The following is a 10864-nucleotide window of genomic DNA, read 5'->3' as shown; positions in this document are numbered from 1 at the left end:
GGCTCGTTTTAGCCCGGCTCACTCTGGCGCCACTCACTTGGTCAGCCCGAAGCTCTCGATGCCCTTGGCCAGCGCCTCGATGCCGTCGACGGTGTCGAGCCCCGCGCGGGTCGCGCCGACATCCATCACGACGATCCGGTTGTTCCGGACCGCGTCGAGTTTGCTCGCCACCGCGTCGGTCTTGAGGAAGTTCAGCTTCAGCTCGATGTCGTCGGCGGGAAAGCGACGCCGGTCCATCTTGACCACGACGATGACGGCGGGGTTGGCAACCGCCACGCTCTCCCAGCCGACCAGCGGCCATTCCTCATTGGTTGTGATGATGTTGCGCGCGCCGAGCTTGGACAGAATATAGGCGGGAACGCCGTTCTTGCCGGCGAGGAAAGCGTCCCCCTTGATGTCCCTGCTCGAGAACCAGACCGTCACCGGGATGTCCTTGGCGCCATTGCCCGCGACTGCCGCCACGGCCTTGGCCTCGCGTGCCTTGAGTTCTCCGATCAAGGCCTCGGCCCTGTCAGCGACATCGAAGATCTGCCCGAACTCGCGGATGTTGCGATAGACCAGTTCCATCGTGAACATCTGCGTGCGGACGCCGTCACCGGCGCCGGAATTGTCCTTGCCGACGCAATCCGAGGGCGAGACATAGGCTGGAACCTTCAGCTTGGCGAACTGGTCGCGCTTGCCGACGATGCCGTTGGGGCCGACATGCCACTCGAACATCGCGGTAACGAGATCGGGCTCCTGCGCGACCACCGCCTCGAAGCTCGGATCGTTGTCCGCGAGGCGCTTCACCCCGGCATTCGCCGCCTCGAAGCGCTTCGCCACCGGGCTGAACCAGACCGCCGTGCCGACGACCCGGTCGCCGAGACCCAGCGCATAGAGGATCTCGGTCTGGGTCTGTCCAATCGCCACGACGCGCTTGGGCGCCTTGTCGAAGGTGACCTGATGCCCGCAATTCTCGACCGTCACGGGATAGCGTGTCGCCTGCGCGCTGGCGAAGCCCATGCCGAGCGCCAGCAGCGGAAGAGCGAGCGTGGCGGAACGGACGAGGCGGCGCAGGCTGCGGGTCGATGTCGTCATGGCATGGTCCGGCTTGGGAGGAAGGCAGGAAGGCGGAATGGCGCGCTGTGCAGGAGCGGCATCGGTTAAATGAGATGTAATAACATTACAATTACCATGACCGGCGGCAAGCTGCCGCGTCAAGCCTGATGTCTCGCTGTTTTGGCTGTTGGAGAGTGACTGCATCATCGCTAACCCCGTGACGATTGAGGGGCATGCGACGGACGCGCGCGATACGTTTGCGGGATGTGAAAGGCCCGCCCGTTCGCGCACGACCGATCAGGACACCCCGCCCGAAAGACCGTTCAGTCGATCAGGGCAGGTCTCCTGGCTCGCGGGTCGACGCTGACTCCGGCCGGCCTTCCCGGCGCGAACTGCGCCAGTGGACGATGGACGGAAAGCTTGCCGCTTACAGTTGCGGGGGCAGCCTCGGCTTCGGCGTGGAACGCCTCACCGAATTCCCTCTTAGCTTCGGCCGAGAACGACCGAAGAACCTTGATCGAAACTTACGATAGAGCGCGCTCCGCCACCGTCAAGAGCGACCGAGCGAACAACTCAGTGGCGCGTGCCGCTGCTGAAGGCGCCCGTGCGCAGCTTGTCCGGCAAGGATTCGGCGAAGACGGCGGTCGCCTCCTCGCCATAGGTCTCGACGAGCGTGCGGAAAGCGGCGAAGAGCGCGGCATGGGCGAGCGCGTCGCTGTCGAGCCCATCCTGCTGCGCTTCCGTGAAGGCGTCCTCGACATAACCATAAGCGACGCGGCGTGCGTCATGGCTGTCCTCGGCGAGGGTCATGTCGAGCGGCAGGTCGTCGGAAATGATGGACATGAAGGCGAAGACTCTGCGGCTTGCTCGAATGGGCGTTCTGTCGCGCTATTTTCGGTTTCGCGTGGCGCGAATCGCGCCAGTTTCGGCCCGCTTCGCAACGCTCGACTTCATTCGGACCATAGGCCGTGCCAGCGCGGGACGCTACCGCGCCGTTTAGAAAAGGTTAACGCGGCCACGAGAATCCGGTGCAAAACGATGGTTCGCCGCGCCCTGTCACCTATCCGCCATAGCGGCCCGCCAGCGAGCGGGCGAGGCGTTCTCCCTCGGCCGCCAGCCGCGTCGAGGCTTCCTGGCTACCGGGGGTACAGGAGCGGTGCGTCAGGGCATAGGCCCGGAAGCCGCGATTATAGGCGCTCGTCAGGCGCTCTCGCCGCAACGGCGTCCGGCCCTCCGCCTCGACCAGCGCGGCCATGCGTTCGCGCCAGTCCTGCGCCTCCTTGCCGGCGCAGAGCGTGCGCAGATAGGCGAGCGAACCCATGATCTCGGCGAGCTTCAGCAATTGCGGCTCATAGGGTGGTGGCGGCGGCTCGGGTGCGGGCGCCGGCGCTGGCTCGGCTGCCTTGGTCGCAACCGGAGGGCGCTGCTGCGCCGCGGCCCCGCCGGATGGAAGCGCAGCGAGCAGCACGAGCAGGCACAGCGCCGCCCGCTTCATGCGCCTTCCCTAGCCCCGATCAGGATACCGCGTGCACGCCGAAGCACATCGGCCAGTTCACGCGTCGTCGCAAGGCCGCCGAGCTTCAGCGGGTCGGCCCACATCACCGCCCCCGCTTCCGGTCCGGTCTGCGGTTCGCCCGAAAGCCATTCCCCGACGAAGGAGGCGACGACGAAATGATGCGTGACCTCGCCGGCCTCATTGCGGCCGAATATCTCGACATGGCGGTTGAAGCCGACGATGCGCGCGGAAACACCGACCTCCTCCTCCAGTTCGCGCAGCGCCGCCTGCTCGAGCGTCTCGCCGGCCTCGACCTTGCCGCCAGGCAGCGACCAGAGTTGGTCGGCCGGCGGCTTCGTCCGCGTCGCGAGCAGCACCTTCCCGTCGCGAAAGACCGCGACCGAGGCGGCCAGCACCGGCCGGGCCGGCGCCTTGCCCGCCGCCGGGAAGCGGATGACCTGCCCGCCCTCGCCGCTCATCGCGCGCGGTCCCGGCTCATACGTGCTGGCCGCCATTGATGTGCAGCTCGGAACCCGTGACATAGCTCGAGGCATCCGTGCACAGGAAGTAGATCGCCTTGGCGACCTCCTCGGTCTTGCCGAGGCGCCCCAGCGGCAGCGTCGCGACGATCTTCTCGGTGCCCGGCGACAGGATCGCCGTGTCGATCTCGCCGGGCGAGATCGAATTGACCCGGATGCCGAGCGGGCCGAAATCCGAGGCCATCTCGCGCGTCAGGCTGGCGAGCGCCGCCTTCGAGGTCGCATAGGCGGCCCCCGCGAAGGGATGGACGCGGGAGCCGGCGATCGAGGTGACGTTGACGATCGTGCCCTTGGCCGCCGTCAGTTCGTCCAGCAGCCCGCGCGCCAGCATGATCGGCGCGAAGAAATTGACCTGGAAGACCTTGTGCCAGTCGTTGAAGGAGGTCGTCGCCGCCCCGAGGCGGGCACCGCCCTGCCCCTTCGGCGAGATGCCGGCGTTGTTGACCAGCGCATTGAGCTTGCCGCCCTCGGCCGCGAGCCGGCGCTTGATCTCGGCGATGCCCCGCATCGTGTCCTCGGGATCGCCGAGATCGATCTGGACATGGTCGTCGGCGCCCGAGGGCCAGGGGCATTTGTCGGAAAAGCCCTGGCGCGAACAGGACAGGATCCGCCAGCCCGCCATCGCGAACTGCATGACCGTGGCATGGCCGATGCCGCGGCTCGCGCCCGTCAGCAGCATCACCGGGCGCTTGCCCGCCTCGGTCTTGGGAAAATCGAATGTGGGCATCGCCATTGGGCTGGGTGTCCTCACGGATAAAGGCGCGCGCGCGCCCAGGGTTCGCCGGCGGAAATGCGGCGGAAGGCGACGCGGTCATGCAGTCGAAAGGCACCGTCCTTCCAGAATTCGAGATAGACCGGCGTGATGCGAAAGCCGGTCCAGTGCGGCGGGCGCGGGATCGTGCCGATGCCGAACCGGGCCGCCTGGACCGCGACGGCCTTCTCCAGCGCGAAACGGCTCTCCAGCGGCCGCGACTGCTGCGACGCCCAGGCGCCGATCCGGCTGTCGCGCGGGCGAGACTGGAAATAGGCGTCCGCCATCTCGTCGCTGACGATCGAGACAGGACCGCGGATTCGGATCTGCCGGCGCAGGCTCTTCCAGTGGAACAGGGCGGCGGCCTTGGGCTGGCCGAGCAGCTCCTCGCCCTTCTGGCTCTGCGTGTTCGTGTAGAAAACGAAATCGTCGCCGTCACGCCCGTTCAGCAGCACCATCCGGCTATTGGGCATGCCCTCGGCATCGACCGTGGACAACGCCATGGCATGGGGGTCGTTGGGCTCCGACTTCTTCGCCTCCTCGAACCACTCCTGAAACAGCGCGAAAGGATCCTGCTCCTGCGTGAAGTCACCGCTCGTTAACCGTTCCACGTGTCTAATCCTCGGTGAATTTCAGGGTGTTGCGTTTGGGCGAGCGCAGGCGGTGATCTTGGGCAGGTCGGGACGACTATATAGGGCAGCGACGAGGGGGTTCCAAAGCCTTCCGCAGCGCGCTTCCGCCATGCGCCGGTTTGCTGCCGCAGGCGCCGCCTGCCTCGGTCTCGCCGCGGCCGGATGTTCGGTTTCGTTCCCGATTCTCGGCCTGTCGAGCAAGGCCGAGGACGACGTCGTCACGACCTCCTCGGTGCTGCCGGCGCGCGGTTCCAGCAAGCCCGGTCCTCTCGCCTCGCTCGCCTCCGAACTCGGCCCCGAGGATATCCGTCGCGCCGATGGCGCGATGGCCGTGGCTCTCGATCCGCAGGGCAATGGCGCCGCCGTCTCCTGGGACAACCCGCAGACCGGCGTGAAGGGCTCCTTCATCCCCGTCGGCGGGCCGTTTCTGCGTTCTGACGAGATCTGCCGCGCCTTCATCGCGAACGTGCAGACGCAGACGAAACCTGCCAAACTCCAGGGCACGGCCTGTCGGCCTTCGGGCGGGGATTGGATCGTCAAGGACATGGAGCCCTGGAAGGGCACGACCTGAGAGCCAGGAGGCCGGCCGAGATCATCCTTGCCCAGCTGTTGCGTTCAGGCCACACCATTCCCAGATAAGGCTTCAGAGATCAAGGTTGGCCCCGACACACGTCCCGGCCGGCCCGTCAGCATTGCCAAATGGGGTTCATGAATGCGCGACCCGTATCAGATTCTGGGTGTCGCCCGCACCGCGAGCGAGGCGGATATCAAGAAGGCCTATCGCCGCCGCGCCAAGGATCTGCATCCCGACCGCAACCGGGACGATCCCAAGGCGCAGGACCGCTTCTCGGAGCTGAACGGCGCCTATGAGATCATTGGCGACGAGGCCAAGCGCAAGCAGTTCGATGCCGGTCAGATCGATGCCGAGGGCAAGCCGAAGTTCCAGGGCTTCGAGGGCATGGGCGCGGGCCGCGGCGGGCGCGCCGGCGGCTTCGAGTTCAATTTCGGCCATGGTGGCGGCCACCCCTTCGGAAGTGCTGGCGGCAGCGGCGGCGCCGGCTTCGACCCCTCCGACATCTTCGGCTCGCTCTTCGGCGATGCGGCAAGGCGCGCGGGCAAGACCCGGCCCGAGGCGCAGAAACCGCCGGAGCAGAGCTTCTCGCTCGATGTGACACTGGCCCAGGCCGTGGCTGGCGCGACGCGTCGTGTCCGCCTGCCGGGCGGGCGCGAGGTCGAGGTCACGATTCCCGAGGGTGTCGCCGACGGCAAGGTGATGCGCCTGCGCGGGCTCGGCCAGCCCGACCCGTTCTCCGGCCAGACCGGCGACGTGCTCATGACGATCAGGGTCAAGCCCGACTCGCGCTTCACCATCGAGGGCAACGACCTGCGCACGCGCGTGGCGGTTCCGCTCGCGAAGGCGGTGCTTGGCGGCCCCATCCATGTGCCGACCTTGACCGGCGCGGTCGAGATGAAGATTCCACCGCTGACCGGGACGACGAAATCCTTCCGCCTACGCGGCAAGGGCCTGAAGGGCGAAAACGGCGTGGTTGGAGACCTGTTCGTCGCCATCGACATCGAGATGCCCCAGACAGACGCCGAATTGACGGCTCTGATGAAGGCGCGGGCGGAATAGCCGTTGGGCGCGGGCAAGTCGGACGTTGCCGGCAGGCGCGCGCCCGCACCAAACCCGGTTTCCACTTCGGGCTTCATGCTCTAAGAGACGCCCTCGACTTTATCCAGTTCGCGGGTCCCAGATGCCTGATTCCACTGCCGTCGCCCGGCCGACCGCCAATCTTCTCAAGGGCAAGCGCGGCCTTGTCATGGGCGTCGCCAACAACCGCTCGATCGCCTGGGGCATCGCCAAGGCCGCGGCCGATGCCGGCGCCGAACTCGCCTTCACCTATCAGGGCGATGCGCTGAAGAAGCGCGTCGAGCCGCTGGCGCAGCAGCTCGGCGGCCATGTCGTCGGCCATTGCGACGTCACCGACGGTGCCTCGATCGACGCCGTCTTCGCCGAGATCGAGAAGCTCTGGGGCAAGCTCGATTTCGTCGTCCACTGCATCGCCTTCTCCGACAAGGATGAACTGACCGGACGCTACGTCGAGACCAGCGAAGCGAACTTCACCAAGTCGCTGCTGATCTCCTGCTACTCCTTCACCGCCGTCACCCAGCGTGCCGAGAAGCTGATGACCGATGGCGGCTCCATGCTGACGCTGACCTATTACGGCGCCGAGAAATGGATGCCGCACTACAACGTCATGGGTGTCGCCAAGGCCGCGCTCGAATCCAGCGTGCAATATCTCGCCGCCGATCTCGGCCCCTCGAAGATTCGCGTCAACGCGATCTCCGCCGGCCCGATCAAGACGCTGGCCGCCTCCGGCATCGGCGATTTCCGCTACATCCTGCGCTGGAACGAGTACAACTCGCCGCTCCGCCGCACGGTGACGATCGAGGAGGTCGGCGAAACCGCCGTGTTCCTGGTCTCCGACATGTCGCGCGGCATCACCGGCGAGATCCTGCATGTCGATGCCGGCTACCACGTCGTCGGCATGAAGGTGCCGACCGCACCCGACATCTCGCTCGACAAGGGCGAGTGAGGGGCAGGCGCACTCTGCGGCCTACCCGGCCGCCGGAGCCTTGCGGCCGCCTGCCCAAATCAGCCCAGCATCTCCTGGAGACGAGCGGTCTGCGCCTCGTCCAGCGTGACGTCGTCGGTTTCGAGCCCGGCCTTCAGCGTCGAGACGCTTTGCCCGCCGATCATCAGATCCGGAGCGATCTCTGCGAGCGGCACGAGCACGAAGGCGCGCTTCGCAAGTCGTGGATGCGGCAATTGCAGGCTGGGCCGGTCGGTCACCAGATCGCCGAAGGTCAGGATGTCGATGTCGAGCGTGCGCGGCCCCCAGCGCTCGCGCCGTTCGCGCCCGCTGGCCCGCTCCAGCTCCATGCAGAGATTGAGCAGTTCGACCTCGCCGAGATCCGTCGACAGCAGCGCCGCCATGTTCAGGAAATCGGGCTGCTCGACAATGCCCCAGGGCTTGGTCCGATAGACGGACGAATATCTCCGAAGGGTGACTGCGGGATGGTCGTCGAGGCTGCGCAGCGCTCTTGCGAAGGCCTGCAGCGGATCGCCCAGATTGCCGCCGAGGCCAAGCGCCGCCTCAACGCTCACGACGGTAGCTCAAGGTGATGCCGACGCTGGCGAGCGTAGCGTGGATCGGCGGGGCCGGCTTGCGCAAGGTGACTTCGACGCGGGTGACCGGTGGAAAGCCATCGAGGATCGCCTGCGCCACCGCCCGCGCCGCCGCCTCCAGCAGGTTGAAGCGCCGGCTGGTGAAGACCTCAGTGACGACGCCGACGACCTTGCCGTAGTTCACGGTGTCGGCGAGCGCATCGCTGATGGCCGAGGCCCGCAAATCCGTTTCCAGCTTGAGGTCGAGAACGAAGCGCTGGCCCAGCCGCTCCTCCTCCGAAAAGAACCCGTGATAGGCGTAGATATCGAGCTTCTCGATCAGAATGATGCCGGTTTCGCTCACGGGCGAGGCTCCGAAGACTGTGAAAGGGCCGCCCAGACCTTGAATGCCTGCGCATGCTCGGCGACGTCATGGGCGCGGATGATGCTGGCGCCCTGCGTCGCCCCGTAGAGATGGGCGGCGACGCTGCCGGCGACGCGCTCGGCCGGTACGCTCTGGCCGGTGACGGCGCCGATCACCGACTTGCGGGAGGCGCCGAGCAGGATCGGGCAGCCGAGTTCCTTGACGCTCGCCAACTTGCGGATCAGCAGCAGGGACTGCTCCGCCGTCTTGCCGAACAGGCCGATGCCGGGGTCGACGACGATCTGCCCGCGCGGCACACCGGCGGCCAGCGCGATCGCAATCGATCGCTCGAGGAAGCGCATTACGTCCGAGAGGATGTCGAGCGCAGGATCGATGGTCTCGCGGTTGTGCATCAGGATGATCGGCGCGCCATGCCGGGCCGCGACGCCTGCGATGGCAGGGTCGCGCTGCGCGCCCCAGACGTCGTTGACGATCGAGGCGCCTGCCTTTAGCGCCGCCTCGGCGACCTCCGCCTTCCAGCTATCGATCGAGAGCGGCGTCGCCACGCGTTCGCGCAACCCCGCGATCACCGGCAGGACGCGGGCGATCTCCGTCCCGGCGTCGAGCGGAGCGTGGCCCGGCCTTGTCGATTCCCCGCCGATATCGACGATGTCGGCGCCATCCGAGACGAGCCTCTCGCCATGCGCGACCGCCGCTGCGGCATCACGCAGCATGCCGCCGTCCGAAAAGGAATCGGGCGTGATGTTGACGATGCCCATCAGCAGGGGCGCTGCGTCGAGGGCGAGCCTGCGACCATCGGGCAAGGTGAGAGCCGGCGGCATCGGGAACCATCCGAAAGGGCGGAGAGCCGCCTATAGACCGCCGCATTGCAACAGGCCAACGGAAACCGACGGTTGCAGCCATGGCTGCGGCGCATGGCCCCGATCCGGCATGACGCTTTGACCTTGCGGCCGGCAGCGTGCAGAAGCCCGGCCATGCCTCCGATCACGCTCCCGCACCGGCTCATCCTCATCCGCCATGGCGAGACCGATTGGAATCGTGAAGGCCGTCTGCAGGGCGGGCAGGACATCCCTCTCAACGAACTCGGCCGGCAGCAGGCCGCCGAGGCAGCCAACCGGCTGCGCACGCTGGCCCCAAGCTTCGCCACGCTGGATTACATTGGCTCGCCCATGCTTCGCGCCCGCGAGACCATGGACATCCTGCGCACCACGCTGGATCTGGCGCCCGGCGCCTACCGGATCGACGATCGCCTGAAGGAGCTGACCTTCGGCGAATGGGAAGGCTTCACCTGGCGCGACGTCCGCAAGGCCGAGCGCGAGCAGGCTCAATTGCGCGAGCGCGACAAATGGAGCTTCGTGCCGCCGGGTGGCGAGAGCTACGGCATGCTGGCGGAGCGCGTCCGGCCGGTGCTGGAGGAGCTCCAGCGCGAGAGCGTCATCGTCAGCCATGGCGGCGTCGCCCGCGCCATCCTCGCGCTGGTCGGCGCCGTGCCGCCGCAAAAGGCGGCGCTGGTCGAGATCTGGCAGGGCAAGATCCTGACGGTCACCGGCGACCGGGCGGAGTGGGTCTAGCTCACTCCAGCGGCTGCGTGTCCGCGATCTCGATCCCGAAGCCGCTCAGGCCGACGAAGGACCGCGGCGACGAGGCGAGGTTGACGATCGAGCCGACGCCGAGATCGCGCAGGATCTGGGCACCGAGACCGACCTCGCGCCACTGCTGGTTGCGCAGCGCATCCGACCCGTCCTCGACGCTCTTGATCGGCACGCCGGCCGAACCGTCGCGTAGATAGATCAGAACGCCGCGGCCATCGTGCTGGAAGCGTCTCAGCGCGCACTGGATCGACGGCGCGCCTCCCAGCACATCCTCGACGACATTGGCCCGGTGCAGCCGGGCCGGCACCTTCTCGCCATCGCCGATCTTGCCCATCACGAAGGCGAAATGCTGCGTGTCCTCGAAGGGCGTGATGTAGACATGGCCGGTCATCTCGCCGAAGGCGGTCTTGACCGGGAAGGAATGCACTCGCTCGACCAGCTTCTCGCGCGACTGGCGATAGGCGATCAGGTCGGCGACCGTGATCTGTTTCAGCCCGTGCTTCTGGGCAAAGGCGGTGATCTGCGCGCCCTTCATCACCGTGCCGTCGTCATTGGCGAGTTCGCAGATCACGCCAACCGGCGGCAGTTCCGCGAGCTTGCAGAGATCGACCGCGGCCTCCGTATGGCCCGAGCGCATCAGCACGCCGCCATCCTTGGCGATCAGTGGGAAGACATGGCCCGGCCGCACGAAATCCCCGGCGCCCATATTGCCGTTGGCGAGCGCGCGCACCGTGTTGCAGCGTTGCTCGGCCGAGATGCCGGTGGTCAGCCCGTGCTTGACGTCGACCGTGATGGTGAAGGCGGTGCCGAGCGGGGCGTCGTTCGAGGACACCATCGGGTCGAGCCGCAGGCGCCGCGCCTCGGCCGCGGTCAGCGGCGCGCAGACGATGCCGCAGGTGTTGCGGATGATGAAGGCCATCTTCTCAGGCGTGCAGAGCGAGGCCGCGACGATGAGATCGCCCTCGTTCTCGCGATCATCGTCATCGGTGACGATGACGATCTCGCCGCGGGCGAAGGCCTCGATGGTGGCGGTGACATTGTTCGACATGGCAGCCTCGCGCGGCCCGGAGAGGCCGAGGAAATCATTGGGTGTGACGGAGCCGCCCGTGGCGGCGGCAATGCGCTCGGCGCTTTCGCGCGAAATCCAGGCGCCCTGGTCGTTACAAAGTGCCGTCACGCTGGCTGGCGACAGGCCGACCTGCTTGGCGAAGGCGCTGCGGGCGATCTTGTTCTGTGAGAGCCAGACGTCGAGCTTCATGCCGG

The 10864-nt window shown here is 66.9% G+C and carries 14 protein-coding genes and 1 riboswitch; of the genes, 4 read left to right on the top strand and 10 right to left on the bottom strand.

All coding sequences use genetic code 11. From position 1 onward, the window contains the following. Window positions 1-33: 33 nt before the first annotated feature. The 6 genes from AC1RMY_RS03515 to pdxH form a co-directional block, all read right to left on the bottom strand. On the bottom strand, window positions 34-1077 hold the full coding sequence (locus AC1RMY_RS03515) for an ABC transporter substrate-binding protein (RefSeq protein WP_492862556.1): 1044 nt from the start codon (window positions 1075-1077) through the stop codon (window positions 34-36). Between the two features lie 279 nt (window positions 1078-1356). Next, window positions 1357-1569: riboswitch (cobalamin riboswitch) on the bottom strand. A gap of 42 nt (window positions 1570-1611) precedes the next feature. Further along, the gene (locus AC1RMY_RS03510) at window positions 1612-1881 is read right to left on the bottom strand and encodes a hypothetical protein (RefSeq protein WP_492862555.1); all 270 of its coding nucleotides are present in this window, start codon (window positions 1879-1881) and stop codon (window positions 1612-1614) included. Between the two features lie 217 nt (window positions 1882-2098). After that, window positions 2099-2533, bottom strand: coding sequence for a TIGR02301 family protein (locus AC1RMY_RS03505; protein WP_492862554.1), 435 nt, complete (start codon window positions 2531-2533; stop codon window positions 2099-2101). Further along, window positions 2530-3048, bottom strand: a complete 519-nt coding sequence (locus tag AC1RMY_RS03500) for an NUDIX hydrolase (protein WP_492862553.1) — start codon at window positions 3046-3048, stop codon at window positions 2530-2532. Before AC1RMY_RS03500 ends, AC1RMY_RS03505 begins: the two co-directional genes overlap by 4 nt. After that, window positions 3029-3805 carry an SDR family NAD(P)-dependent oxidoreductase gene (locus AC1RMY_RS03495; RefSeq protein WP_492862552.1) on the bottom strand — a complete coding sequence of 259 codons (777 nt, stop codon included), beginning with the start codon at window positions 3803-3805 and terminating at the stop codon, window positions 3029-3031. Before AC1RMY_RS03495 ends, AC1RMY_RS03500 begins: the two co-directional genes overlap by 20 nt. Before the next feature lie 14 nt (window positions 3806-3819). After that, entirely contained in the window at window positions 3820-4434 is a 615-nt protein-coding gene (pdxH, locus tag AC1RMY_RS03490) for a pyridoxamine 5'-phosphate oxidase (protein ID WP_492862551.1), read from the bottom strand. A 130-nt stretch (window positions 4435-4564) separates the two neighbouring features. Between pdxH and AC1RMY_RS03485 the strand changes: the two genes are divergently transcribed. From AC1RMY_RS03485 to fabI, 3 genes are all read left to right on the top strand, one after another. Then, window positions 4565-5026 (top strand): RT0821/Lpp0805 family surface protein, encoded by a 462-nt coding sequence (locus AC1RMY_RS03485; RefSeq protein WP_492862550.1) that lies wholly within the window; start codon window positions 4565-4567, stop codon window positions 5024-5026. Between the two features lie 141 nt (window positions 5027-5167). Further along, window positions 5168-6088: a DnaJ C-terminal domain-containing protein gene (locus AC1RMY_RS03480; RefSeq protein ID WP_492862549.1), complete on the top strand. Its 921-nt coding sequence runs from the start codon at window positions 5168-5170 to the stop codon at window positions 6086-6088. A 121-nt stretch (window positions 6089-6209) separates the two neighbouring features. Further along, window positions 6210-7052 (top strand): enoyl-ACP reductase FabI, encoded by an 843-nt coding sequence (fabI, locus tag AC1RMY_RS03475; protein ID WP_492862548.1) that lies wholly within the window; start codon window positions 6210-6212, stop codon window positions 7050-7052. A 59-nt stretch (window positions 7053-7111) separates the two neighbouring features. On the opposite strand, the gene folK is transcribed toward fabI, so the two are convergent. From folK to folP, 3 genes are read right to left on the bottom strand one after another with little or no spacing between them, the layout of a single operon-like run. After that, the gene (gene folK / locus AC1RMY_RS03470; RefSeq protein ID WP_492862547.1) at window positions 7112-7624 is read right to left on the bottom strand and encodes a 2-amino-4-hydroxy-6-hydroxymethyldihydropteridine diphosphokinase; all 513 of its coding nucleotides are present in this window, start codon (window positions 7622-7624) and stop codon (window positions 7112-7114) included. Next, complete coding sequence (gene folB, locus AC1RMY_RS03465) at window positions 7614-7988, bottom strand: dihydroneopterin aldolase (protein WP_492862546.1); 375 nt, start codon at window positions 7986-7988, stop codon at window positions 7614-7616. Before folB ends, folK begins: the two co-directional genes overlap by 11 nt. Beyond that, entirely contained in the window at window positions 7985-8830 is an 846-nt protein-coding gene (folP, locus tag AC1RMY_RS03460) for a dihydropteroate synthase (protein ID WP_492862545.1), read from the bottom strand. Before folP ends, folB begins: the two co-directional genes overlap by 4 nt. 153 nt (window positions 8831-8983) lie before the next feature. On the opposite strand from folP, the gene AC1RMY_RS03455 reads away from it, so the two are divergent. Continuing rightward, the gene (locus AC1RMY_RS03455; RefSeq protein ID WP_492862544.1) at window positions 8984-9580 is read left to right on the top strand and encodes a histidine phosphatase family protein; all 597 of its coding nucleotides are present in this window, start codon (window positions 8984-8986) and stop codon (window positions 9578-9580) included. 1 nt (window position 9581) lies between these two features. Here AC1RMY_RS03455 and ribB read toward each other — a convergent pair whose 3' ends face one another. After that, entirely contained in the window at window positions 9582-10859 is a 1278-nt protein-coding gene (gene ribB, locus AC1RMY_RS03450; RefSeq protein ID WP_492862543.1) for a 3,4-dihydroxy-2-butanone-4-phosphate synthase, read from the bottom strand. Between the last annotated feature and the right edge of the window lie 5 nt (window positions 10860-10864).

The organism is Allobosea sp. GW822-FHT03F07, from assembly GCF_058801345.1.
This window is presented reverse-complemented; position numbering and strand designations above follow the sequence as displayed.

Bases quoted from the DNA above. Each gene is read 5' to 3' on its own strand.
- fabI (WP_492862548.1), top strand. From the start codon at position 6,210: ATGCCTGATTCCACTGCCGTCGCCCGGCCGACCGCCAATCTTCTCAAG.
- AC1RMY_RS03510 (WP_492862555.1), bottom strand. From the start codon at position 1,881: ATGTCCATCATTTCCGACGACCTGCCGCTCGACATGACCCTCGCCGAG.
- AC1RMY_RS03500 (WP_492862553.1), bottom strand. From the start codon at position 3,048: ATGGCGGCCAGCACGTATGAGCCGGGACCGCGCGCGATGAGCGGCGAG.
- AC1RMY_RS03515 (WP_492862556.1), bottom strand. From the start codon at position 1,077: ATGACGACATCGACCCGCAGCCTGCGCCGCCTCGTCCGTTCCGCCACG.
- AC1RMY_RS03495 (WP_492862552.1), bottom strand. From the start codon at position 3,805: ATGGCGATGCCCACATTCGATTTTCCCAAGACCGAGGCGGGCAAGCGC.
- AC1RMY_RS03485 (WP_492862550.1), top strand. From the start codon at position 4,565: ATGCGCCGGTTTGCTGCCGCAGGCGCCGCCTGCCTCGGTCTCGCCGCG.
- AC1RMY_RS03455 (WP_492862544.1), top strand. From the start codon at position 8,984: ATGCCTCCGATCACGCTCCCGCACCGGCTCATCCTCATCCGCCATGGC.
- AC1RMY_RS03505 (WP_492862554.1), bottom strand. From the start codon at position 2,533: ATGAAGCGGGCGGCGCTGTGCCTGCTCGTGCTGCTCGCTGCGCTTCCA.
- folP (WP_492862545.1), bottom strand. From the start codon at position 8,830: ATGCCGCCGGCTCTCACCTTGCCCGATGGTCGCAGGCTCGCCCTCGAC.
- ribB (WP_492862543.1), bottom strand. From the start codon at position 10,859: ATGAAGCTCGACGTCTGGCTCTCACAGAACAAGATCGCCCGCAGCGCC.
- AC1RMY_RS03480 (WP_492862549.1), top strand. From the start codon at position 5,168: ATGCGCGACCCGTATCAGATTCTGGGTGTCGCCCGCACCGCGAGCGAG.